Source organism: Methanobrevibacter sp., from assembly GCF_045636185.1.
Lineage (GTDB): Archaea > Methanobacteriota > Methanobacteria > Methanobacteriales > Methanobacteriaceae > Methanocatella.
In genome coordinates this window covers 1-22,852 of sequence record NZ_JAZTXC010000192.1, presented here as the reverse complement: position 1 = coordinate 22,852, position 22,852 = coordinate 1, and the positions used below count along the sequence as shown (strand labels likewise).

General features: G+C 30.7%; 21 protein-coding genes and 1 riboswitch. Of the genes, 9 read left to right on the top strand and 12 right to left on the bottom strand.

What is annotated here, in order from left to right; translation table 11 throughout:
* Positions 1-52 precede the first annotated feature (52 nt).
* Positions 53-3,223 carry a hypothetical protein gene (locus ACKI3Q_RS10745; protein WP_407416585.1) on the top strand — a complete coding sequence of 1,057 codons (3,171 nt, stop codon included), beginning with the start codon at positions 53-55 and terminating at the stop codon, positions 3,221-3,223.
* 257 nt (positions 3,224-3,480) lie between these two features.
* On the opposite strand, the gene ACKI3Q_RS10740 is transcribed toward ACKI3Q_RS10745, so the two are convergent.
* From ACKI3Q_RS10740 to ACKI3Q_RS10725, 4 genes are read right to left on the bottom strand one after another with little or no spacing between them, the layout of a single operon-like run.
* Positions 3,481-4,686: a PQQ-binding-like beta-propeller repeat protein gene (locus ACKI3Q_RS10740; protein WP_407416584.1), complete on the bottom strand. Its 1,206-nt coding sequence runs from the start codon at positions 4,684-4,686 to the stop codon at positions 3,481-3,483.
* Positions 4,687-4,697: 11 nt separating this feature from the next.
* A complete protein-coding gene (locus ACKI3Q_RS10735) occupies positions 4,698-5,858 on the bottom strand; it encodes an ABC transporter permease (protein ID WP_407416583.1) in 1,161 nt (386 codons plus the stop codon).
* Positions 5,845-6,888, bottom strand: coding sequence for an ATP-binding cassette domain-containing protein (locus ACKI3Q_RS10730; RefSeq protein WP_407416582.1), 1,044 nt, complete (start codon positions 6,886-6,888; stop codon positions 5,845-5,847). Before ACKI3Q_RS10730 ends, ACKI3Q_RS10735 begins: the two co-directional genes overlap by 14 nt.
* Before the next feature lie 10 nt (positions 6,889-6,898).
* Complete coding sequence (locus ACKI3Q_RS10725) at positions 6,899-7,288, bottom strand: PadR family transcriptional regulator (RefSeq protein ID WP_407416581.1); 390 nt, start codon at positions 7,286-7,288, stop codon at positions 6,899-6,901.
* Between the two features lie 69 nt (positions 7,289-7,357).
* Between ACKI3Q_RS10725 and ACKI3Q_RS10720 the strand changes: the two genes are divergently transcribed.
* Positions 7,358-8,095 (top strand): sugar phosphate isomerase/epimerase family protein, encoded by a 738-nt coding sequence (locus ACKI3Q_RS10720; protein ID WP_407416580.1) that lies wholly within the window; start codon positions 7,358-7,360, stop codon positions 8,093-8,095.
* On the opposite strand, the gene ACKI3Q_RS10715 is transcribed toward ACKI3Q_RS10720, so the two are convergent.
* Complete coding sequence (locus tag ACKI3Q_RS10715; protein WP_407416579.1) at positions 8,076-8,870, bottom strand: HAD family hydrolase; 795 nt, start codon at positions 8,868-8,870, stop codon at positions 8,076-8,078. The two genes, ACKI3Q_RS10720 and ACKI3Q_RS10715, sit on opposite strands and share 20 nt — an antisense overlap.
* Positions 8,871-9,037: 167 nt before the next feature.
* Here ACKI3Q_RS10715 and gatA point away from each other — a divergent pair, with 167 nt between their 5' ends.
* From gatA to ACKI3Q_RS10700, 3 genes are all read left to right on the top strand, one after another.
* Positions 9,038-10,408 (top strand): Asp-tRNA(Asn)/Glu-tRNA(Gln) amidotransferase subunit GatA, encoded by a 1,371-nt coding sequence (gene gatA / locus ACKI3Q_RS10710; RefSeq protein ID WP_407416578.1) that lies wholly within the window; start codon positions 9,038-9,040, stop codon positions 10,406-10,408.
* Between the two features lie 133 nt (positions 10,409-10,541).
* A complete protein-coding gene (locus ACKI3Q_RS10705; RefSeq protein ID WP_407416577.1) occupies positions 10,542-12,032 on the top strand; it encodes a cobyrinic acid a,c-diamide synthase in 1,491 nt (496 codons plus the stop codon).
* The gene (locus ACKI3Q_RS10700) at positions 12,032-12,457 is read left to right on the top strand and encodes a hypothetical protein (protein WP_407416576.1); all 426 of its coding nucleotides are present in this window, start codon (positions 12,032-12,034) and stop codon (positions 12,455-12,457) included. Before ACKI3Q_RS10705 ends, ACKI3Q_RS10700 begins: the two co-directional genes overlap by 1 nt.
* Here the strand turns inward: ACKI3Q_RS10700 and ribB are convergent.
* Positions 12,454-13,140, bottom strand: coding sequence for a 3,4-dihydroxy-2-butanone-4-phosphate synthase (gene ribB, locus ACKI3Q_RS10695; protein WP_407416575.1), 687 nt, complete (start codon positions 13,138-13,140; stop codon positions 12,454-12,456). The genes ACKI3Q_RS10700 and ribB overlap by 4 nt on opposite strands.
* Positions 13,141-13,185: 45 nt before the next feature.
* A riboswitch (FMN riboswitch) is annotated at positions 13,186-13,314 on the bottom strand.
* A gap of 38 nt (positions 13,315-13,352) precedes the next feature.
* Positions 13,353-13,727, bottom strand: a complete 375-nt coding sequence (locus ACKI3Q_RS10690) for a DUF120 domain-containing protein (protein WP_407416574.1) — start codon at positions 13,725-13,727, stop codon at positions 13,353-13,355.
* A 94-nt stretch (positions 13,728-13,821) separates the two neighbouring features.
* Here ACKI3Q_RS10690 and tfrA point away from each other — a divergent pair, with 94 nt between their 5' ends.
* Complete coding sequence (gene tfrA / locus ACKI3Q_RS10685; RefSeq protein ID WP_407416573.1) at positions 13,822-15,465, top strand: fumarate reductase (CoM/CoB) subunit TfrA; 1,644 nt, start codon at positions 13,822-13,824, stop codon at positions 15,463-15,465.
* Here the strand turns inward: tfrA and ACKI3Q_RS10680 are convergent.
* Positions 15,458-16,762: an amidohydrolase family protein gene (locus ACKI3Q_RS10680; protein ID WP_407416572.1), complete on the bottom strand. Its 1,305-nt coding sequence runs from the start codon at positions 16,760-16,762 to the stop codon at positions 15,458-15,460. The genes tfrA and ACKI3Q_RS10680 overlap by 8 nt on opposite strands.
* A gap of 42 nt (positions 16,763-16,804) precedes the next feature.
* Entirely contained in the window at positions 16,805-17,017 is a 213-nt protein-coding gene (locus tag ACKI3Q_RS10675; RefSeq protein WP_407416571.1) for a histone family protein, read from the bottom strand.
* 181 nt (positions 17,018-17,198) lie between these two features.
* On the opposite strand from ACKI3Q_RS10675, the gene hisG reads away from it, so the two are divergent.
* Genes hisG through pyrB form a run of 3 tightly spaced genes read left to right on the top strand, consistent with a single transcriptional unit; the run spans position 17,199 to position 19,478 of the window.
* Positions 17,199-18,059: an ATP phosphoribosyltransferase gene (gene hisG, locus ACKI3Q_RS10670; RefSeq protein WP_407416570.1), complete on the top strand. Its 861-nt coding sequence runs from the start codon at positions 17,199-17,201 to the stop codon at positions 18,057-18,059.
* Positions 18,056-18,550, top strand: a complete 495-nt coding sequence (locus tag ACKI3Q_RS10665; protein ID WP_407416569.1) for a flavodoxin domain-containing protein — start codon at positions 18,056-18,058, stop codon at positions 18,548-18,550. Before hisG ends, ACKI3Q_RS10665 begins: the two co-directional genes overlap by 4 nt.
* Positions 18,543-19,478 (top strand): aspartate carbamoyltransferase, encoded by a 936-nt coding sequence (pyrB, locus tag ACKI3Q_RS10660; protein ID WP_407416568.1) that lies wholly within the window; start codon positions 18,543-18,545, stop codon positions 19,476-19,478. Before ACKI3Q_RS10665 ends, pyrB begins: the two co-directional genes overlap by 8 nt.
* Here the strand turns inward: pyrB and ACKI3Q_RS10655 are convergent.
* From ACKI3Q_RS10655 to ACKI3Q_RS10645, 3 genes are all read right to left on the bottom strand, one after another.
* Positions 19,471-20,625: a Cdc6/Cdc18 family protein gene (locus tag ACKI3Q_RS10655; RefSeq protein WP_407416567.1), complete on the bottom strand. Its 1,155-nt coding sequence runs from the start codon at positions 20,623-20,625 to the stop codon at positions 19,471-19,473. The two genes, pyrB and ACKI3Q_RS10655, sit on opposite strands and share 8 nt — an antisense overlap.
* A 423-nt stretch (positions 20,626-21,048) precedes the next feature.
* Complete coding sequence (locus tag ACKI3Q_RS10650) at positions 21,049-21,555, bottom strand: hypothetical protein (RefSeq protein ID WP_407416566.1); 507 nt, start codon at positions 21,553-21,555, stop codon at positions 21,049-21,051.
* A gap of 749 nt (positions 21,556-22,304) precedes the next feature.
* A complete protein-coding gene (locus tag ACKI3Q_RS10645) occupies positions 22,305-22,802 on the bottom strand; it encodes a DUF2299 domain-containing protein (RefSeq protein ID WP_407416565.1) in 498 nt (165 codons plus the stop codon).
* Positions 22,803-22,852: the final 50 nt, after the last annotated feature.

The window sequence follows — 22,852 nt, the reverse complement described above, 5'->3', positions numbered from 1 at the left end:
GTGGGGCAGGTAGTTGGGTAGCACAGTAAAATTTTTACAAGGGAGGGGTTTTATGAAATATAAATTATTTATTTGCATTTGTTTGATATTATTCACGATATCTATTTCAAGTGTTTCTGCAATGGAAAATAATACTCAATTACCCATTGATGAAGATGGTGGATTAATTACATCAGATGCAAATAATCTTGGTATACCTGCAGATAATGAGATAATTTCAGCAGATGTTCAAGGTAGTTTTTCAGATTTAAGAAGAGCAATATCTTCATCTGATCAAATAACTTTAACTGGGGATGTAACGTGTTTGTCCGGTGATGAGGATGTGTATATAAATGGTGGTAGAAATGTTGAAATTAATGGTAATGGTCATACTATAAATGCTAATGATTTAAGAAGAGCATTTGTAATTAATCCAGGAGGATCATTAACTTTATCAAATCTTAAAATAATCAATGCAAATTGTTTTAAATCAACATATCAGGCCAGCCATGAAGGTGGTGCTATTATAAACCTTGGATCTTTAACTATTAACAATTGTGTATTTGAAAATAATTATGGTAAAACGGGGGGTGCTATTGGTGCATCAATGGGTGCTTCTACAAATTTATATGGTACTAATACGTTTTCAAATAATAGAGCTACTAATGATGGTGGAGCCATATCCAATAATGCTGGTTCTACACTAATAATTAATGGAAAAAATACTTTTAATGGAAATTTAGCTAATAATAAGGATAATAGTGGTAAAGCTGGTGCTATACTTAATGTATTTTCAAATTCCCATGCCATTATTAAAGGTGAAGCAATATTCACCAATAATCAAGCCGCTTTAGATGGGGGAGCTATTTTCAACCACCTCGCTATATTTGAAATAGATGCAATCACTACTTTTACTAACAATCGGGCTACTGGTTCAAATAGTGACCCTGTAGGTAAAGGCGGAGCAATAGCTAATGAAGATGCAACTTTTAATTTAGCTGGAAAAGCTACATTTACATCAAATCATGCCGGTAGGGGTGGAGCTATTGACAATAGTTTATCATCTCAATTTGTATTATCTGGCGATAATGTGTTTAAAAATAATGTTGCAGATATTTCCGGTGGAGCTATAGCTAATGAAAAAGCTACCAGTTTCACATCTTCAGCAAATAACAATTTTGATTCTAACAGAGCAATTTCTGGAGGAGCATTTCATTCTTATTTGACTCCTATTTCATTTTCAGGTAAAAATGTTTTTTATAAAAATACTGCATCTACTTCTGGTGGAGCAATGCATATAGGGGATTCTCAATCAATTTCTCTATCCGGTCATTCTTATTTTTATGATAATAGTGCAACTGGTGATGGCGGTAGTGGTGGAGCCATATTTGCTGTTAAAAGTTCAGTTTTAGATTTAAGAGGTCATGTATTTTTACGCAATTACGCTGGTCATGCCGGTGGAGCTGTATTTGTTAATGAAAACCCATTTTCTGCATCTCATAATATATTTATAGATAATGATGCAAGAAACTCCGGAGATGATGTTGAAATATTTAATTCAAATGTTGGTTCATTTGAAATGAATTATTGGGGAGCTCAATCAAAACCTAGTCAAGATAAACTACATAATTATAATGTTAATAATATAAGGTCATGGGTTATTTTGCAATCAATAATTCCTGATGAAATCAAACAAAATCAAGAAGTAAATCTTGTAAGATTTGCATCAAATTCAAATGGTGATGTAGGTGGAGAAATGGGAGATTTTGATATTAGTGCAACTCCAAATTTTGAAACACTTACCATTCATAAAAATATTGGTTCATCAAAATATGTTGGAAAAACACTTGGCCCTATGACCGTTTATCTATCAGGACCTAATTTCAATGCCAATAAAATGGTTAACGTGGTTGAAGGAAAATTAAAAACTTCATTAAATGGAAACAATATTGTTTTAAAAGAACCTGTTTTGGCTGTAAATTATGAAGTTACATTAACCGATGCTAATGGAAAAGCATTGTCAGGAAAAACAGTTACTATTGATGTCAATGGTTATAAAAATCCAAGAATCACTGATAGTCAGGGAAAAGCTAGTTTGATCTTATCCAATTTGAAAAATGGGTATTATAATATTGTTTCAAGCTATGATGGTGAAACCAATTATTATGCTTCCAGCGTTACCAACTGTGCAATCTGTATGTTTGACAATGAGTCAACAACCAACATCGTTGGAAAAGACTTTGAAATGTATTATAAGGACGGTTCAAAATATGCAGTCACCGTGACTGATGCAAACAACAATCCAATAACTTCAAAAGATGTTAAATTCATAATCAATAGTGTAGTTTACACCAGACCAACTGATAGTGAAGGTAAAGCATCAATCACTCTTAATATTGACCCAGGTAAACTAACTATCACTGCAGTTTATCCTGGTGATAATAAAAACGAATTTGCATTTACTGAAAATACTGTTACAATCAAATCAACTATAGAAAGTAAAGACATTGTAAAATATTTCAGAAATGGAACACAATATTATGCTAAGTTCTTGGATTCCAAAGGAAATCCATTGAAAAATACAAATGTCACTTTTAATATTAATGGTGTATTCTATACCAGAACCACTGATGCAAACGGTTATGCTAGAATGAACATTAACCTTAATCCTGGTAAGTATATCATCACTGCAACACATCCTAACGGTGAAAGTCGTGGAAACCAAATTACTGTTCTATCAATCTTGGAAGGTAATGATCTTGTAAAATATTATAAAAACGACTCACAATATTATATTAAAGTCTTAAATGATGATGGTACTCCAGCTAAGGCAGGTGAAACAGTTAAATTCAATATCAACGGTGTATTCTATACCAAAACTACTGATGCAAACGGTTATGCTAAAATGAACATCAACCTAAACCCTGGAGATTACACCATAACTGCAGAGTATAAGGGTTTACAATATTCAAACCATATTAAAGTATTGCCTATATTAACTGGTGAAGATTTAACTATGAAATATAAGGATGGTCATCGTTTCCAAGCTAAATTAGTTGACGGTCAAGGTAAAGCATTATCCGATAAAACCATCAGATTTAATGTCAATGGAGTATTCTATAATAGAATTACAGATAATCAAGGTTATGCTAGTTTAACCATTAATTTAATGCCTGGCGAATATATCATCACATCAGAGTATGAAACTGCAATAACTTCTAATAAAATTCATATAAGTGCATGAGGATTACTTTTTCCTCATCTTATTTTTTTTATATTTAATTTTGCTGTTTTGCCATTTTCTTGAATCCATATCAACAAGATTATAACTAACTAATTCTTAAGCAGAAAATGCAATAATTTATATGTTTCATTAATGAAATCTTCGTTAAATCATATTATAATTAATAAAATTAATTTATTTTCTATTGGATGTCGTCAAAATTGAATTTTGGTTGATGGTTAATAATAATTAAAAAAAATTAGTCTAAAAAGACTAATTTATTTTTTAATTTTTCGAATTACTACAATGGCTATCACTAAAACAATAAGTAAAATAGCTAATGCATAATATAAAAATACGGAAGTTGGAACTTCATGTTTTTCAATATTAAGGGAGTATATATATCCATCATTTCCTGCAACGAACAAGCTATTTCCATTAATTGCTGGTGAAGAAGTAATTGGAGAGTTAAATAATATTGTTCCAGGATTATAGCTAAACTCTTCCAATCCCGTGTATTTATTTAAAATATAGGCATTTCCATTATTGGATCCAAAAGAAATTAAGTTTTCTTTAAGTGCAGGTGTTGATTGAATAGCTCCACCAACAGAATGACTCCATTTTTTTACTCCATCACGAACATCCAAACATGTAATGTTTCCTTCATCAGAACCTATGAAAACATTATTATCATGCTCATCTACTGTCGGAGATGACCTGACTCTATTGTTCAAATCAACTTTCCATTCTAATTTTCCGTCAGATTCATTGACTGCATATAAATTACCATCATCACTTCCGAAAAATATTTTTTCATCGCAATATGCAGGTGAAGAATATATTGAATCACCTGTAGTATATTCCCATGTGATGTTTTTGGAATCAATGCCCACAGCATACAACTTTCCATTAGTGGATCCGATATAGGCAGTGTCATTAATAACAATCGGAGAGGATTGTAATTTACCATCTAAATCAACATCGAATTTTACATCACCTGTTTTATTATCAAATCCATACAAATGTCCATCATCACATCCCACATAAACTACATCCTCATATAAATATGGAGTTGAGCTTATTGGAGATGAAGTTGAATAATCCCATATTACACTATGATTTTCTATATTAATTGCACTAAAAGAATCTTCACTACCTATATACAATGTTTTATTATGCACAATTGGTGAAGCATTAGTATTAGATTTTAAATCGATGCTCCAGTTTTCACTACCATCTTCCATATCTATTGATTTTAATTGACCATTACTTGAAGATAAATATATGTAGTCACCAGAGATTGCGGGAGATGAAAAAATTGGTGAGCCAAAATTAAAATTCCATAAGTTCGTGACAAAGTCAGACTCATCATTAACAAATCCTGCATGTGTATAATCATGCCCAAAAGAAATCCAATCTGCACCAGCAATTGGAGTTAAACCTATTAATACAATAATTATAGCTATACTAAATTTTTTATACATTTTAAACCCTCCTAAACATCTCTATTAAATCTTTTTACACCAATTATAAAGAATACAAGTGTGTAACCTAAAAGAATAACTAAATCAAACCAAACATCACCTAATGATTGACCTTTAAGCATAATTCCTCGCATTGCATCATTTAAATAAGTCAATGGGAAAATATAAGCTAATTTTTGTAAAATCCAAGGCATTGTTTCAATCGGATAAAATACTCCTGAAACAAACATCATAGGCATTGAAAAAGGCATAACAACTTGAGCATAGTCTTCTTGAGTCTGAGTTCTTGCAGACAACATTATACCAAAACCAACAAAACACAGAGCTCCAAATACTAAAACAATGAAGGTCTGCAATACACCACCTTTAATACTTACATTGAATAGTAATATTGCCATGAAAATTAATATTAACGCCCTTACCAGCTCAATAAGTAATTTTGCAGCAATTTTCCCACCTATAACAGTAGCGACAGAAGTTGGAGTCATGAATAAACGTGCCAGTTCACCTGTTTCTCTTTCACCAGCAATAGTTGCACCCATACCCATCATACAACTCATCATTATTGTCATACCCAAGATTGCAGGTACTAAAAAGTCAATGTATTTAATATTCCCATAGATTCTATTAATATGAAGACCAATATCATCTTTAAAATTATTTAACTGATGGTTCAAAGTTGGAGTGGCAGTTGAATTTTCACTAACTGCAGTAACGGAACCTGATGCTACCATATTAGATAATCTATAAAATATTGCCTGAGTTGATGAATCCAAAATTTGTGAAGCCATCTGATCAGAAGAATCCAAATAAAGCGTGACCGCTTTTTGATTCGACGAGTTTGTATCATCATAATCTTCAGGCATGATAATAGCTGCTTTAACTTCACCATTATCCACCATTCTTTCTGCTTCTCCCGAGTCATCAATTATTTTAACAACATGATACGTTTCTGTTGATTTAATGGTATCCAATGTTATATCTGTTAAATCACCATGAGACTGACTTACAACAACGATAGGTAAATCCGTCATGTCTCCACCCATACCATAACCAAAAAGCAAAATCATGATTATTGGAAATGCAATAATAGAAACCAGACGAACAGGATGTCTTTTAAGTGAAATTAACTCTTTTTTTATCATCCATCCAAATTTCTTAAACTCTATCATCTTCATTCACCTCTGATGTGGCTTTAATAAAAACATCCTCAAGGGACGGTTCTTCAGTTGTAATAGATTTGATTACACCATTTGAATTAATTACACTATCCAAAACACTGTTAACCGCATCATCATCAAAATAATCTATTCTTAAATTAATACGACCATTATGGGCTATTTCGATACTTTCAACATGAGAATTCCCTTTTAATGAATTGATAATATTTTCATCATTGCTTTTAAGTAAAAAAGACATTTTTCTTAAAGATAAATTTTCGATGTCCTCTTTTGTTGAAGTATTCACTTCACTCTCAGCTGAAATCTGAGATAGAGTATCTGAAATTTCTTTTTTGTTTGACTCTAAAAGTGTATCTTTAAGGCCCTGTGGCGTGTCATAAGCCACTAAATTACCTGTATTGATAATTCCAACATTATCACATAACATATCAACTTCATGCATATCATGAGAACATAAGATAATAGTATGTCCATTATCATTCAATTCACGGATTAAATCCCATAGTGTTCTTTTTGTTGTAGGGTCAAGACCAATAGTTGGCTCATCTAAAAATAATATTTTTGGTCTGTGAACTAAGCTAGCAACAAGAGAAGCTTTTTGTTTTTGGCCTCCAGATAGCTGGGAAATTAATTTGTCTTTTGCATATTTAATATCTACAAGTTCCATTAAATCTTCAATACGAGAATCCCTTTCATTAGGATTAATTCCATAGTAGTCTGCGCATAGTTGAGAATTTTCCATAACTGTTAAATCCTTGTATAAACTTACCTGTTGAGGTACCATGCCTAAAAGTCTTCTAACTTCATCTGGATTTTTCTTAATATCATAACCTCCAACAGTAGCTTCACCAGAAGTAGGTTGGATTAAACAAGTTAACATTTTGATAGTCGTAGTTTTACCGGCACCATTTGGACCTAACATTCCAAATATAGTATTATCAGGAATCTCTAAATTTAGGGAATTTACAGCAGTGAAATCTTTATAAACTTTGGTAAGGCTTTTTGTTTCGATTGCATTCATCTAAATTCACCTACTTAACTTTTCTTCCAGTCATATCTTCAATGAAAGATAACCATGATGGATTTTCCAAAACGTTAATCATATTACTTTTAATATGATTCAAAACAATTTCTCCATCTTCAGTAATAGAGTAAAATTTTACTCTTTTGTTATTGACAGTTTGCCATTCACCAAGGATAAGACCATTACTTTCCATTTTTCTCAAAATTGGATAAACCTTACTAGAAGAAGATTTTAACTCACAATCATCATTTCCAAAGTCAAAAAAATCATCTAATTTTTTCATAATTCCATATCCATGAATGGAACCTTTGGAAATAATCCATAAGATTAAATTATGAGTTATACCATTGGAAAAATGCTTTAAAATTTTTATATGGCTTTCATTTAATTCTTTCATAACTTATCACTTATGTAAAATTTTGACATATATCAACATTTATTATATATGATAATCTAATATATAAATATGAAAGTAGGTTTTACAACACTGTCCATGTTTATGGATGATAACTTAGAAATTATCAAAAAAGCACATAAATATAACTTTGATATGATAGAAATACTTGGAGAATCACCATTCTTTAAAAAGGAAAATACAATGGCCTTTAAAGACTGCGGTTTAGAAGTGTGTATCCATGCTCCTACTGTGGATATCAACATAGCCAGTTTAAATGAAGGCATTAGGGCCGAAAGTGTTAAACAAATGAAAGAATGTATTGATTATGCAGAAAGAATTAATGCTCATGCAATTACTCTTCATGCAGGTAAAATCGGCAGAAACGATCCGCCACTTAGAAAAGCGGCACTGGAACTTGCATGTGAAAGCATTTCAGAGTTAGTTGATTATGCAGATAACGTGATAATTTCTGTTGAAAATCTGCCGGTTCGTCAGGCATTTCTTGGAAACAAAATAGAAGAGCTTGAAATGATTAAAAGCGAATGTGGATGTAATTTGACCATAGATGTAGGACATGGAAATACAACAGGAAATACAGAAGAATTGCTGAACCTGAAAGACATAACCTATTGTCATTTAAACGATAATGATGGAATAAAAGACCAGCATATTACATTAGGTGAAGGTACTCTAGATTTAGAGTTGCTGAAAAAAGTTAAAAAAGGAATTATAGAGCTAAATAATTTTGATAATATATTAAAAAGCAAAAAAGTAATTGAAACACTATTTAAAAATCTATATCTTTAACTTCACGAATATCTTCGATAATATAGTCAGTTTTATCCATTAATTTAGGTGATACTTCTTCTTGCTGTTCAATAGTCAATACACTAACATCAGCTTGTTTAAATGCTAAAACATCGTTTAAACCATCTCCAACCATCATTACTTTATATCCATCATCTTGAAGAGATTTAACTACTTTACATTTACCACGAGTGGAGACACTACCATATGCATTATCTTCACTAATATCCAGCATGTCTGCAAGTCTATTAATGGCTCCTTTTCTATCTCCTGAAGCTAAAAATATTTCATAACCTTTAGATTTTAAATTGTCGACCGTATCAACAACACCGTCAAATAATTTACCTGCTGAAGTAATAGTATAAGCTATAATTCCAACATCAATATCAATTATAACTGCTGATCCATTACATAACTCCATCTTAGGAACTTTTTTTCGTAAAATTGGAAAGCCGTCAGTAATGTCTGATATAACAGCCGATTTTTCATTAAACAATATTTCCCTAATCTCATCTTTTGTAGTTTCAATGTTAGTAAAACTTACATCAAAGTCTATATCATATTCTTTAATAACATCTGAAATCAATGTATTGGAATCTAAGTCAAGCAATTTATTTGTATTGTATTGAAGGACAACTAATGCTAAAAACTCATTTTGATCAATTAAATCAAGTGAATTAATATCCGTGAAAATATTTCCTAACATAACATCCTTAATAACTCTATAACGCTCAATCAATGTCCCAGAATTATCAAATACAACAGCCTTTTTCATAGTAAATAATAAAATCTTGTTAATATTTAAAAGTTTTGAGTTAGTTATAAGTTATAAGTTTTACAAGAAAAATTATAATTATAAGTTATAAGTTATAATTAAAAAACTAACTTATATAAACATTAAAAAATATAATTATATCTATTATATTTATCTAAGGTGTTTTAATGAATGTTATTGAAAAATTAAATTCCATCAAAAATGGAGAATTAACCGCTAAGGAAAATGTTGAACACTTTCTTAAAGTTATAGAAGAAAAAAATGACTCCATTAATGCTTTTATAGAATTAAACGAAGAAAATGCATTAAAACAAGCTGAAGCAATTGATGCAAAAATAGCTAATGGAGAAGAAGTTGGAAGCTTAGCAGGTTTAGTGTTTGCTATTAAGGCAAACATTAATATAGAAGACTTGATTATTTCTGCTGCTTCAAAAACATTGGAAAATTACTTAGGAAGTTACAATGCAACTGTAGTCGATAATATATTAGCAGAAGATGGAATAATTATTGGTATTGCAAACATGGACGAATTTGCAGCTGGTAGTTCAACTGAAACTTCTTATTATGGACCAACCCAAAACCCTAATGCTTTAGGCAGAATTCCTGGTGGATCATCAGGAGGTAGTGCTGCAGCAGTTGCAGCTCAAATGTGTGATATTGCATTAGGTTCAGATACTGGTGGATCCATTAGAAACCCTGCATCACATTGTGGTGTTATTGGATTTAAACCAACTTACGGTGCAGTATCAAGACAAGGTTTACTTGATTTATCAATGAGTTTAGACCAAATTGGACCATTTGCAGAAGATGTCAGTGGAATTGCACTTGCATTAAATACAATTGTTGACTATGATGAAACCGAATGTACCACATTAAACTGGGAGGAACCAGACTTCACTGAATGTTTAGAAGAAAAATCCCTTGAAGGTATGAAAATAGCTATCTGTAATGATTTCATTGAAGTAACAGATGATGAAATTAATAAAACTGTTAATAAAGCTATTAATAAACTAGTTGATGCTGGTGCTGAGCTTGTAGAAGTTTCATTTGACCATATTGATTTATGTTTACCTACATATTACTTAATTAACTATGTTGAATTCTTCTCAGCTACAAGAAAATATGATGGAAGAGATTACGGATACAGAATTGAAGAAGTTTGTGGAGATGAAGTTTTAAGAAGAATTAAAATCGGTTCTCACATTGCACAAGCTGAATTCAGTGGAAAATACTATAAAAAAGCTCTTAAAGCAAGATCACTTATTCGTAACGAAATCAACTCAATGCTTGAAAATGTTGACTTGATTGTAGGTCCTACTGTCCCTAAACTTCCTCACGAAATTGGTGAAGAATTGGACCCTATGGAAATGTATGCCTACGATGTATTGACTGTTATTGCAAACCTTGCAGGTATTCCGGCAGGAAGTATTCCAGCAGGTACAGTTAACGATATTCCAGTAGGTCTTCAAATACAAGCTAAACCTTTAGATGATGAAAAAATCATTAAAGCTATGAGTGTATTTGAAAACACTCAATAAACAGGGTTATTTTAACCCTAACCACTTATTTTTTTTAATTAATTAACCACATTAAAGATAATTTTACACTTGAAATGCATGTCAAAAAAAGTTTAAAAATTATTAAAATCATAATAGTAGTGAGGTTATTCTTATGACAAAAATTGGACTTGCATATGTTAAAGGTGCTGTTCCGGGATTTGAAGAATTTGGAAAATTGCCAACAGATATAATAAAGGAAAATGGTTTAGTTAATGGAAATAAGGCAAGTGAAGAGCTTGATGCATTAATTATACCTGGTGGGACATTAATCGAATCCAATGACATTAATATGGATTTGAATAAAGAAATCCTAAAAATGGCAAAAATGGGAAAACCAATTATTGGAATTTGTGCCGGTTTTCAATTGCTTTCAAATCAAATAGACATTGGAAGAAAATCTGAAGTACCTATTGTAAAAGATGGTCTTGGATTGATAGATGTTGAATTTTCACCTTTGATTACAAGTGACAGAGTAGTAGCTAAAGTTTATGATAACTCATTCCTAACTAAAAACCAGACGGAAGACGTGAACGGTTTTCATACACATACCTATGGAAAGGTAGTGGGTGATGCCAAGCCATTATTCTACTCAAAAGTCCAAAGAATGAATTATGGAGATACAAATAAAGCTGGAGATTATAATATATTCTCTGGAGCATGCAACGATGATGGAAATGTTATCGGAACAATGATTCATAATATTTTGGATGAAAATCCTATATTGGTAGAAAATCTCCTAAATCAGATAGATGCCAGTGATATTGAATATATTTACAATAGAAACAAACTTGTCAAAGAATACCTTCAAAGCGAAGTAGGAATAGGAACCGGTATAAAAATACCTAAAAGAAAGATTAACAATAAGCCTAAATTCTTAATGATTGGAAGTAACGGATCTGATTCAGGCAAAACTTTCATTTTAACAGGTTTGGCAGGTTCACTTAGAAAAAGAGGGTATAAAGTGGCTCTTTTAAAAGTTGGTCCTGATGTTCGAGATATTATACCTGGATTATACTTGACTAAAGACTATATGAACGAATTCAGTTCCATTAAAATTGGACATTTAGGCTGGATGGATATTGAATCTACAATAGCTAAATTGAACTCATCAGATTATGATATTGTATTAATTGAAGGTGTAATGAGTGTATTTACTGGTCTTTTAAATGAAAAAGTTCCATTTTCTGCTGCAGAAATTGCAATGTCATCAAACATCCCTATGCTATTAATATCTGGTGTTAATAAAGGCGGAATAGAATCTGCTGCAGTTGATTTGGCGGCACATGCAAACATGCTAGAAAAATTTGGTGTAAATGTAAAAGCAATACTATTAAATAAAGTATATAACCAAGATATATTCGATAACGTAGTTCCTTATATTCAAAACAACACAAAAGTAGATGATGTGTTAAGTGTCGGAAAACTTAAATTGAAAACAAGAGGTTTTACACCAGAAATAGAAATCCGATATGACTTATTTACAAAAGCGGCACTAGATTTAGTAGAAGAATCAATAGATGTAGAAAAAATAGCTAATATGGCAAGTGAAGTTAAATTTAATCGTATAATTCCATTTAATGAAATTAAAGATAAGGTGATATAATGGCTCTTAACTTAAGTCCAGAACAAGGAGTTAAACTAACAAAAAAAGATAGACATCAGGTAGCAAAAAAAATAAAACAAGGATGGAAAGCAACATGTTTGATTCCTGATTATGTATTTGATGAAAATGGAGATATCCAAATAGCTTCTCCAAAAAACCGTCGTGTAGTTAAAAAAGTAAAAATCCTGGATGACGGAATTCATTTTGAAAAAGCTCTAAAAAGTAAAACACTAAGAATTACATGGGATAAAATTTCTCTCGTAGAACCTACAAAGGAAATACGTGACGGATTAAAAATAGGAATGCATGACGGTAAATATGTTGTATTCAGTATTTATAACTCATACAAGATACAACAAATTACCCAATTTATAATTAACTATATTCAAAATAAAAGAATGGATAATACTAACATGTATAGTTAGTATTCTTCTAAATATTTTTTAATGATATCGTTTCCTCTAAGAAGAACCAAATCATTTTCTTCAGCATATCTTTGAGCATCTTCAAAAGAAGTTGCCTGACCGGTTTCACCATCCATCATTTCACAAACGACACAAACAGGAGTGACACCAGCCATCTCACACATTGCAAGACCAATTTCAGTATGTCCTCTTCTGTTTTTAACCGTGTCAACCGCTCCTCTCAAAAGGCAAACGTGACCAGGTGATCTAAATGTTTTACCGAATTCGTCAAATCTTTCATCTCTAAACAATTTAGCCATTTCACTAATAGTCATAGCCCTATCATGGTCAGTTACACCAGTGAATGATTTTCTGTGATTAACCCAAATTGAAAATGAAGACCTTTCATCATATGGAATATCATTTGGAGCAAGTTCAGCTAAATTAGGATATTTTTCTGTAGCTGCTTCCATAATATCAACCATAAACGGTAAGTTAATTTTATCACAGAATTTTGAACTGATACAGTTACAGATTAAACCGCCAGCATCATTTCTCATAGTAGAAATTGATTTTGGGGTTACAAATTCAGAGGCAATAATCATATCAATTTCGCCTTCTCTGTCATCATTATCGTATACTAAAATAAATTTACCTTGTCTTAAGGCTTCAAAACCTTTTTCTAAATTTGTTTCTTGATTCATAGTAATGTCTCCTTGGGTACTAGAACCAGGGCTAAAAAATAATCTACTTATTCTCTTTCATCCGGACTATCACCGTCGGTTTTGGAATCTCACCAAATCAACACGCTTTCGTGCTCGTGGACTTATATAAAAATCACCACCGGTGGAGAATTTCACTCCGCCCTGAGAACGTATAAAAAAGTATATCAATTATTATATAAAATACTTTTGATTTAAAATTCTAAAGTTACAATATCGCCATCTTTTAAATTTAGTTCATCTCTGAGTTTTTTTTCAGCTATAATTTCCAAATAATTTTCAGTGTGTTCTGTTTTTGCTGGAAATACAATAAAAACATCAACTTCATCATTTAATATAGCTTTAATATATTTTACGGCACCAAAATCTTCATCCGGCTCGATGATATTTTTACAGCTATTTTTAATTTCATTAATTTGGTCCAAATATTCTTCTGGAACAATAACATTTAAAGTTCCTGGATATGGCTTAAAACCACAGTTTTTGATGAAATTATTAACATAAAAATCCTGTGAAAGGAAAAAAGCTGCATTTCCCAAACCGGAAGAAACTTCTCCACTAACTTTCATCAAATTGCCTCCAATAATCATACTATATAAATTTACATATTTATATTAATTATTAAAAACAAAAATAATTATATAAATTTTGAAAGGTATAAAAATGGAAGTTAAGAAAATTGAGACGGATGTTTTAATTGTCGGATCAGGAGGGGCTGGTTCAAGAGCAGCTATTGAAGTAGATAATGCTGGTGTTAAAGCTACTATTGTATCAAAAGGGCTGTCATTTAGGTCAGGCTGTACTGGAATGGCAGAAGGTGGATACAATGCCGTTTTTAAAGCTGTAGATAAAGAAGATTCAATTGAGGCACATATCAAAGATACACTAGAAGGTGGAAAATACCTTAATGATAAAAAGTTAGTCAATATATTAGTCAATGAATCCCCCCAAAGACTAATAGATCTGGAGAACTATGGTGCGTTATTTGACAGACAGGAAAATGGCGAAATTGCACAAAGACCTTTCGGCGGTCAGACCTATAGAAGAACATGCTTTGAGGGAGATCGTACCGGTGCCGAATTACTAAATGCATTAAAAGAAGAAATTATTAAAAGAGACATTGAATGCATTGAAGAAGTAATGATAACTTCTCTCATTCAAGACGGCCTCCAAGTAATCGGAGCAACCGGATTCGACCTGAAAGATTCCAGCCTAATTTACTTTAAGGCCAAAGCTGTCATATTTGCTAGTGGTGGAGCCGGCCAATTATATCCTGTAACTTCCAATACCTTTCAAAAAAATGGAGACGGCTTTGCAATAGCTTACAGAGCAGGTGCAAATCTTATAGATATGGAGCAAGTACAATTTCACCCAACAGGAATGATAAAGCCAAAATCCAAAAGAGGAGTTTTAGTAACTGAAGCCGTTAGAGCGGAAGGTGGAATTTTATTAAATAAAGATGGTGAACGTTTCATGAAAAAATATTCACCTGAAAAAATGGAATTGGCAACCCGTGACGTAGTTGCAAGGTCTATTTACCAAGAAATCATTGAAGGAAGAGGAAGCGAACATGGGGGAGTATATCTTGATATTTCACATGTAGATGATGAAATAATTGAGGAAGAATTAGATACTATGGTTTTACAATTCAAAAATGTTGGTGTAGATATTAAAAATGAACCTATAGAAGTGGCTCCAACAGCACATCACTTTATGGGTGGTATTAAAATAAACACTGATGGTTCAACATCACTTCCTAATTTATTCGCCTGTGGAGAAGTGTCCGGCGGAGTTCATGGAGCAAATCGTTTAGGTGGAAACGCTCTTGCTGATACTCAGGTATTTGGAAAAATCGCCGGTGAAAGTGCAGCTAAAAAAGCTAAAGAAACTTCTCTAAAGACAAATGATGAAATGTTTTTAGCTGAAAAAGAAAGAATAGAAGGTTTAATTAAGCCTGGATCAATTAAGCCATTAGAATTTAAAAATAAAATTAAAAAATTAATGTGGGAAAAAGTAGCTATCGTACGTGAAGAAAAAACATTGAACGAAGCTTTACGAGAATTACAGGAAATGCAGAAAGATTTAGATAACATAGATGTATCTGATAAAAGTCAATATAATACTGAACTGTTAAATGCCATTGAAGTAATTAATATGGTTGAAATCTGCATATTAATAGTAAAATCAGCTATATTACGTCGTGAAAGTAGAGGGGCGCACTTTAGAAGTGATTTTCCAGAAACTAATGATGCTTGGAAAAGAAGTATTATAATAAATAAAAATAAAATAAAATTTGAAGCTAGATAGCTTTTTTAAGCTCATCTATTGCTTCTTTCGCTTTTTGATAAATTTCATTTTCATCTAATGTAGTTAATTTTTTATTTTCCATTAATATTTGACCATTACAAATTGTTGTATCTACATTAGATCCATTTGCGGAATAAATAATATTGGAACTTAATTTAGAACTATCTGGAACCATGTTAGCATTATTAGTATCAATTAAAATTAAATCTGCTTTTTTACCAACTTCTATGCTTCCGATTTCATCATCTAAACCAAGTGCTCTTGCACCGTTAATAGTTCCCATAGCTATCGCTTCATCAGATGTCAAGGCTTTAGGGTCAAGAGTTGACACTTTTTGAAGTAAACTAGCAGTTTTTAACTCTTCAATAATATCCAAATTATTATTTGATGATGCACCATCAGTTCCAATAGCTACACAAATATCATTTTCAAGTAATTTGGAGACAGGCGCAATTCCTGATGCTAATTTCATGTTACTGCATGGATTGTGTGAAACTTTAACATCATGTTTTTTGATTATTTCAATTTCCTCATCGCTTAACCATACACTGTGTGCACATACAACATCAGGCCCTAAAAAGCCAATGGAATCCAAGTATTCAAATGGTCTTAGACCTTTTTCAGAACTGACATCATTAATTTCTTTTTGAGTTTCACTGACATGAATATGGATTTTCATATCATTTTCATCAGCTAGTTTTCTGACTTCTTTTAACAGTTCTTCAGAAGCTGTATAGGGTGAATGTGGTCCGAAAAATACTTTAATCCTTCCATCAGCAGTATTATGACAATTTTTAAATAAGTTCATATTATTTTCGATTTCGGCTTTTCTTTTTTCTTCATCACCAAAATCAATCATTCCATAGGATAATACTCCCCTTATTCCTGATTCTTCTACTGCTTTTGCAACATCTTCCATGTAAAAGTACATATCTGAAAATGTTGTGGTTCCGGACTTTATTAATTCGATTGCACCTAAAAGAGCACCAATATAACAATAATTACCATTAAGATTAGCTTCCATAGGCCATATATTATCATTTAACCATTCATCTAAACTTAAATCATCGGCTAAGCCTCTAAATAATGTCATGGATAAATGTGTATGGGTATTAATAAAACCTGGAAGTAAAATTTTATCTGTTGCATCGATGATTTTATTAACATTATCTTCTGCAATTTCATCTTTTATTTCAAAAATTAAATCATTTTTAATTAATAAATCTTTTTTTCCTTTAATTTCATTTAAAGGGTTTAAAATAGATGCGTTTTTAATCAATATTGTATTATCTGTCATAATAACACCTTAAAAAATAAAAAAAGTAATGACTTATAAAAATTATAAGTCTAATTCGTTTACTGCGAATTTAATATCTTCAGCTTTAATAGTTTTACGTTTTGCTAATCTTGCAGCTTCGTTAGCTTTGATAGCAATATTACGTGCTATTTCTTCTAATGCATTAGCTAATTCAACTTTTGCATCTTCACTTACTCTTTCTGCACCAGTATCTTTAATGATTCTAGCAATAGGAGCTTTTGGGATTTCTGCCATATTTTCACCTCACTAAAATTCTTTTATTAACTTATGAGCATGATTGATTATCATAAGTTATTGTAATGTATTAACTGATTAAATATTTAAATATTTTGGAATTTTAAGGATAACCTAAAAAATTTATGGTATAAAAAAAGTATTTTAAATATAATTTATAAAAAAAATAACTGGTGTTGAGATGAAATTAAAAATTGCAGTTCCATCAAAAGGAAGAATAAGTAATCCATCAATAAATATTTTAGAAAAAGCTGGATTAGGTTTAAAGTATAATAATAATCGAAAATTAGTCTCAAAAACTCATAATGAAAATATTGATGTAATGTTTGCAAGAGCATCAGACATACCGGAATTTGTATCTGATGGAATCGTTGACATGGGAATATCCGGTATTGATTTAATAAAAGAAAGTGAAAGTGAAGTAATTGAATTAACTGATTTAAACTTCGGCAAAACAAGACTCGTTTTAGCATCTCCAGAAGATTCAAAAATAAATTCAATCAATGACGTGACATCAGAAATGACAGTAGCTACTGAATTTCCTACATTAACAAGAAAATACTTTAAAAATCACGGTTTAGAACCAAAAATCGTTAAATTAAGTGGTTCAACTGAAATTGCACCATTTATTGGTGTTGCTGACTTGATTACTGATTTAACCAGTACAGGAACTACACTAAAAATGAACCATTTAAAGATTATTGATACTATTTTAGAAAGTACAATAGTTCTAATTACAAATAAAGAATCATTCGAAACTAAAAAACCTCTTGTAGAAGCTGTAAGCAGCAGTGTTAAAGGGGTAATTGATGCTTTGGGTAAAAAACTTATAATGATGAATGTCAAAAGCAAAGATTTAGAAGCTGTAAGAAAATTAATGCCTTCAATGGAAGGTCCTACAGTTTCTGAAGTTTTAGCAAAAGAAAAAACAGTTGCCATCCAGGCTGTTGTTGATGAAGATGAAGTCTTTGAACTTGTCAATAACCTTAGAAATGCAGGTGCTAAAGACATTCTTGTTGTACCTATCGAAAGAATAATATGAAAATAGCAGTTATATATTCAACATTAATTGAAGACACTAAAAAATCGGCTCAAATATTGAAAGATTTGATAAATGAAGAGGTAGTGTTAATTTCAATAGAAAATGCAAAGGATATCTGTCTTTTAAAATATAATATCATTATCCTGGGTGCATCAACCTACAATAATAAGGTTCAAGGATCTTTTAAAAGATACATCTCAAGAAATATCAAAACATTGCTCGAAAGACCCTATGCATTATATGTAAATAGTGATGAAAATTTAGACATAGATACAAATTTAAACAAAGTATTTGCAAGAGAAATCATAGAATCTTCAATCTTGTATTCAAACTTTGGTTATAATATTAATACAGATATAGGAAACTTCATCGAAAGAAGAAAATCTAAAAAAATTATTGAAAATAGTGAAAAAATACCTTCATTAAACAAGTATAAAATAGAAGAATTTGCAAAAATAATTAATGAGTTAATTGAAAAAAGGGTTGGTTAAAATTTTTGAGTTAGAAAACATAATATCAATAAAAGATTTTACAAGGTCTGACATTGATTATATTTTAAACGAGGCATCTACACTAGAGAATGTTGCTCAATCAAAAGAAATTTCAGAGGAATTGAAAGGAAAAATTTTGGGATTGATGTTTTTTGAACCATCAACTAGAACAAAAATGTCATTTGAAACAGCAATGAAACGTTTAAGTGGACAGTGCATCGGTTTTGAAAATACAGGTTCTTCAAGTGTATCTAAAGGTGAAAGCATTGCAGATACCGCAAAAATGTATGAAGGATACTGTGATGCACTAGTAATAAGGCATGAACTGGAAGGAGTATCCAAATTTATATCTGATGTGGTAGACGTTCCCGTAATTAATGCAGGTGACGGTGCAGGCCAACACCCAACTCAAACATTACTAGATTTATACACTATCAAAAAAGAAATCGGCAATATCGATAACATAAAAATAGCATTAATAGGTGATTTAAAATATGGCCGTACAGTCCACTCATTAGCTAACGCTTTAACTTTATACGATAATGTGGAGCTTTACTTTGTATCACCACCTGAACTGAAAATGCCTCAAGAAATTCTTCATGATTTGGATAAAGTTGGAATGTCCTATAAAGAAGTTTCAAACATTTCAGACATTATTGACAAAGTAAACGTGTTGTATGTAACCAGAATTCAAAAAGAACGTTTTGTAGATATTGAGGATTATTTAAAAATAAAAGGTGCTTACATCATTAATAAAAAAATGTTAGAAGGTAAAGATTTAATAGTTATGCATCCTTTACCTAGAATAGATGAAATAGCTTGTGATGTGGATGATACTAAATATAACAAGTATTTCACTCAGGCAGCAAATGCTGTTCCTATAAGAATGGCTATTTTGAAAACATTGATTAAAAATAATCCTAAATAGGTGAGTACAAACTTGATTCGAGTAAGTCTTCATCACATTGAAGCTTAATAATATTGGTTCTACCTTTTCCACGACCACGTGAAACAGTATTGGTTGAAATAATACCTAACATTTCAAGTTCATTGATAAAATCAAATATTCTTCTGTAGGTAACAGCATCTTTTTTGGATACTTCTGTATAAGTTTCATATAATTTACCAGAAGTAATCTCTTCTTTTTCATTAGTTAATTTTAAAATAGCTTCTAAAACCCTTTGCTGTTGAGTTGGAAGTGTTTTAACAACATCAACAAATTTATCATGTTCAATTCTATCCTTTGCCATTCTGACATGATCGCTTTTAATGGATTGTGAGCCTTCTTCTTCAGCTATAAAACCTGAAGTTTTCAATAAATCCAAGGCAAACCTTGCATCCCCTTCTTCTTTAGCAGCCATTGCAGAACAAAGAGGTATTACATCACTTTCCACGACACCTTCATTAAAAGCCAATTTAGCCCTATCATTTAAAATATCAGTTAACTGATTGGCGCCGTATGGTGGAAATACAATCTCCTTATCATTTAAACTACTAGTAACTCTTGATTTGATTAATCCCTTAAAGTCTAAGAAATTACTTATTGATAAAATGGAAACATTATCAGTTCTTGTTAAGGTATATAATATTCCATCTCCATCTTTATTAAGCAAAATATCGATTTCGTCCAAAATAACAATTAAAATAAGTTTTTTTCCAAAAGCATTTGTTCTGAATATATCTCTGAAAGTGTTTACAACTTCCGCTTTTGTCCATCCCCTGTGCGGGACATCACGACCAAGCTTTTGACATAATTGAGCTAAAACCTGATACTCTGTTGTATAATCAGTACATCTGATATATTCAATCTTGATAAAAACATCTTGGTCTGCTGAAAATTCTAATAATTGTGAACGTGCAAATTTTGCAGCTGCGGTTTTGCCCGTACCGGTTTTACCATAAATAGTAATGTTAGATGGTGTTACATCATTTAGGGCATCAACCCAATATCTCGCTATTTGCGTCACCTGATCTTCTCTGTGCAATAATTTTTCAGGTAAAAACCTATGATCCAAAGGTTGTTTATCCTTGAAAATTACATTTTCCTTCTGAATGTTTTCAAAAATATTCGCCATATCCTCACCCATATAAAAATTATGAAAAATAGAAAAAATTACATAAGTATAATTTCCAGTGTTAATATTTAAATAAGCTATTTAATAAACTTTTTCATTGAACAAATGTAAAAATTTTATATGATGTAAAAAATTAAATACATCATAATTGTTTTTTTAAATATAAAAATAACGATAAGTTTTATTTCATTAGAAAAATAGAATTATATAGCTTTATTTTTAATATAAGCTCTAATTACAAATTTGTGTTTTTTAGAAAAATAGAGTACCATTTCAATTATAAAAGTAGTATTTCAAATGTAAAAATTAAGGATAACAGGTGAAAATTGTTGTCTAACTTTCGTATAGAAAAAATTTAGCCATGAAATATTTCACAAAATGTATTTTCATGAAAAATAGATGAAAGTAGATATACTTAAATTATTACATTATATCTACTTTAACTCTTGAATCATCAGAATTTTCATTTAATGATGTAACAGCTTCATTTTCATTTTCTAAATCCATGTTATTGAGTTCATCTTTAAATGATTTAGCATTATCAATTTTTTCACGAATTTTAACTAAATCAAGTTCTAAATTCCTTTCATCATTTAAAAGGGAATTAATGAATGCATCAGCATCACGGTTGAAATTTTCATATACCTCCAATACTTCACCAGCAGTCAAATTAGAATTGTTTTTAAAAAATTCTTTTGTCTGTTCTTTAACAAAAACTGTTAATGGTTTTAATTCATTTGAATTGAATCTTTCACCATATTGTATAAGTTCAGAACCTAATCCATAGAGAGTTCCTATACCTTCCTTAACCCTTTCTTCAAGTTCTCCAGGAATTTCACCGTCTACAATTATATCTACTTTAGCAGGTGTATATTTTACAGCAAATTTTTGATCTCCATTTTTTAATTCTATATTATATTTTCCAAACATTTTAAAAACTCCTTGATGTATACTTTTTTATGATTTGTGTACCTAATAATAAATGGAATGTCATAGTATATAAATGTTTGTATTCATAATTAAAAAAAGTATACGAAATATAAATTGTAAATTCAAAAATAAAAAAAGTATACATAAATAAACAACTATAAAAACCATTATCATAGCTGTTAAACTGGGTTAAAAGAATAATTTTACCATAATTTCATTTAATGAGTAACAATCGTCGTATTGTACAGTAATAATATAATCTCCAGATTCTAAATTAATATTCAATTTAGCATGACCATTTTCATTAATAGATCTTGTATAAAAAAACCCATTAATATTGAATGTTACATTACCCTGGTAACAATATTGCCTTCATCACAACGAACCTGAACGACATACTGAGAATCATTTTGATAGAACTTAAATAAGTCATTATAATTAAATACTTTGAAAGCACAGTTACAACATTTGATATATTCTCATGATTTTTTGAGAGAGTGAGAGAAGCATTTCAAGTGTAACAAGATTTTGTAAAAAAACAAAATCATGACATATATTTCAAGTGTAAATAAAAAATTTCATTTTTTAAAATAGGTTTAAATTAAAAATAAATCAAAATAAAGTCTTCATATTAAAATTAGAGCAAAAAAAATTAAGGTGTTTTTCAAGTGTATTTTTCACTTGAAATATACCTCTTCATCCAAAATATACCTTCGTTTATGTTTCACTTGAAACAGATGTCCCTCTCTCTAGATGAACATTGAATTTTCATTTGAAGGTTCATTTGCTGTAGGAGTACCTACAGTACCAAAAGTTCTTTCAATTAACCATACACATTGAATTTTAGATTTGAAAACTCTTTTTAAACCATCAAATAAGCTGTTTTTACTCAATCCATCTTCAAAAATTTGATAAGTGATAACATATTGTTGTAATAAATTAGAATTTTGATCTACAGCTAATTGACAGTCAACTAAAAATTGGTTAATTGACATATTCACATCTAATAGAAAATCACTTCTTTCTTTAGGAGAACTTTTATTCATCAATTCCAAATGTTGTGGTGAAACTTGTGTTGCACAAGCCATTACAATAAAATCTTTACCTCTTGGTTTTACAACATCCATTATATTATCCTTTGGAAATTCAATAATATAGTGAAAATCGGCATTATCATCTAATTTTTTTTCTCTAAATATTCCTTCGTCTACTATCCAGTTTTTTACGATTTCTTCATTAATTGTCATATTATCACTTTTATTAAATTAAATCAATTAGTTATTTACTTTTGTTTATA

What these genes read in the sequence shown, in the direction of transcription:
- ACKI3Q_RS10745 (WP_407416585.1), top strand. Translation starts at nt 53, where the DNA reads ATGAAATATAAATTATTTATTTGCATTTGTTTGATATTATTCACGATA.
- ACKI3Q_RS10740 (WP_407416584.1), bottom strand. Translation starts at nt 4,686, where the DNA reads ATGTATAAAAAATTTAGTATAGCTATAATTATTGTATTAATAGGTTTA.
- ACKI3Q_RS10735 (WP_407416583.1), bottom strand. Translation starts at nt 5,858, where the DNA reads ATGATAGAGTTTAAGAAATTTGGATGGATGATAAAAAAAGAGTTAATT.
- ACKI3Q_RS10730 (WP_407416582.1), bottom strand. Translation starts at nt 6,888, where the DNA reads ATGAATGCAATCGAAACAAAAAGCCTTACCAAAGTTTATAAAGATTTC.
- ACKI3Q_RS10725 (WP_407416581.1), bottom strand. Translation starts at nt 7,288, where the DNA reads ATGAAAGAATTAAATGAAAGCCATATAAAAATTTTAAAGCATTTTTCC.
- ACKI3Q_RS10720 (WP_407416580.1), top strand. Translation starts at nt 7,358, where the DNA reads ATGAAAGTAGGTTTTACAACACTGTCCATGTTTATGGATGATAACTTA.
- ACKI3Q_RS10715 (WP_407416579.1), bottom strand. Translation starts at nt 8,870, where the DNA reads ATGAAAAAGGCTGTTGTATTTGATAATTCTGGGACATTGATTGAGCGT.
- gatA (WP_407416578.1), top strand. Translation starts at nt 9,038, where the DNA reads ATGAATGTTATTGAAAAATTAAATTCCATCAAAAATGGAGAATTAACC.
- ACKI3Q_RS10705 (WP_407416577.1), top strand. Translation starts at nt 10,542, where the DNA reads ATGACAAAAATTGGACTTGCATATGTTAAAGGTGCTGTTCCGGGATTT.
- ACKI3Q_RS10700 (WP_407416576.1), top strand. Translation starts at nt 12,032, where the DNA reads ATGGCTCTTAACTTAAGTCCAGAACAAGGAGTTAAACTAACAAAAAAA.
- ribB (WP_407416575.1), bottom strand. Translation starts at nt 13,140, where the DNA reads ATGAATCAAGAAACAAATTTAGAAAAAGGTTTTGAAGCCTTAAGACAA.
- ACKI3Q_RS10690 (WP_407416574.1), bottom strand. Translation starts at nt 13,727, where the DNA reads ATGAAAGTTAGTGGAGAAGTTTCTTCCGGTTTGGGAAATGCAGCTTTT.
- tfrA (WP_407416573.1), top strand. Translation starts at nt 13,822, where the DNA reads ATGGAAGTTAAGAAAATTGAGACGGATGTTTTAATTGTCGGATCAGGA.
- ACKI3Q_RS10680 (WP_407416572.1), bottom strand. Translation starts at nt 16,762, where the DNA reads ATGACAGATAATACAATATTGATTAAAAACGCATCTATTTTAAACCCT.
- ACKI3Q_RS10675 (WP_407416571.1), bottom strand. Translation starts at nt 17,017, where the DNA reads ATGGCAGAAATCCCAAAAGCTCCTATTGCTAGAATCATTAAAGATACT.
- hisG (WP_407416570.1), top strand. Translation starts at nt 17,199, where the DNA reads ATGAAATTAAAAATTGCAGTTCCATCAAAAGGAAGAATAAGTAATCCA.
- ACKI3Q_RS10665 (WP_407416569.1), top strand. Translation starts at nt 18,056, where the DNA reads ATGAAAATAGCAGTTATATATTCAACATTAATTGAAGACACTAAAAAA.
- ACKI3Q_RS10655 (WP_407416567.1), bottom strand. Translation starts at nt 20,625, where the DNA reads ATGGCGAATATTTTTGAAAACATTCAGAAGGAAAATGTAATTTTCAAG.
- ACKI3Q_RS10650 (WP_407416566.1), bottom strand. Translation starts at nt 21,555, where the DNA reads ATGTTTGGAAAATATAATATAGAATTAAAAAATGGAGATCAAAAATTT.
- ACKI3Q_RS10645 (WP_407416565.1), bottom strand. Translation starts at nt 22,802, where the DNA reads ATGACAATTAATGAAGAAATCGTAAAAAACTGGATAGTAGACGAAGGA.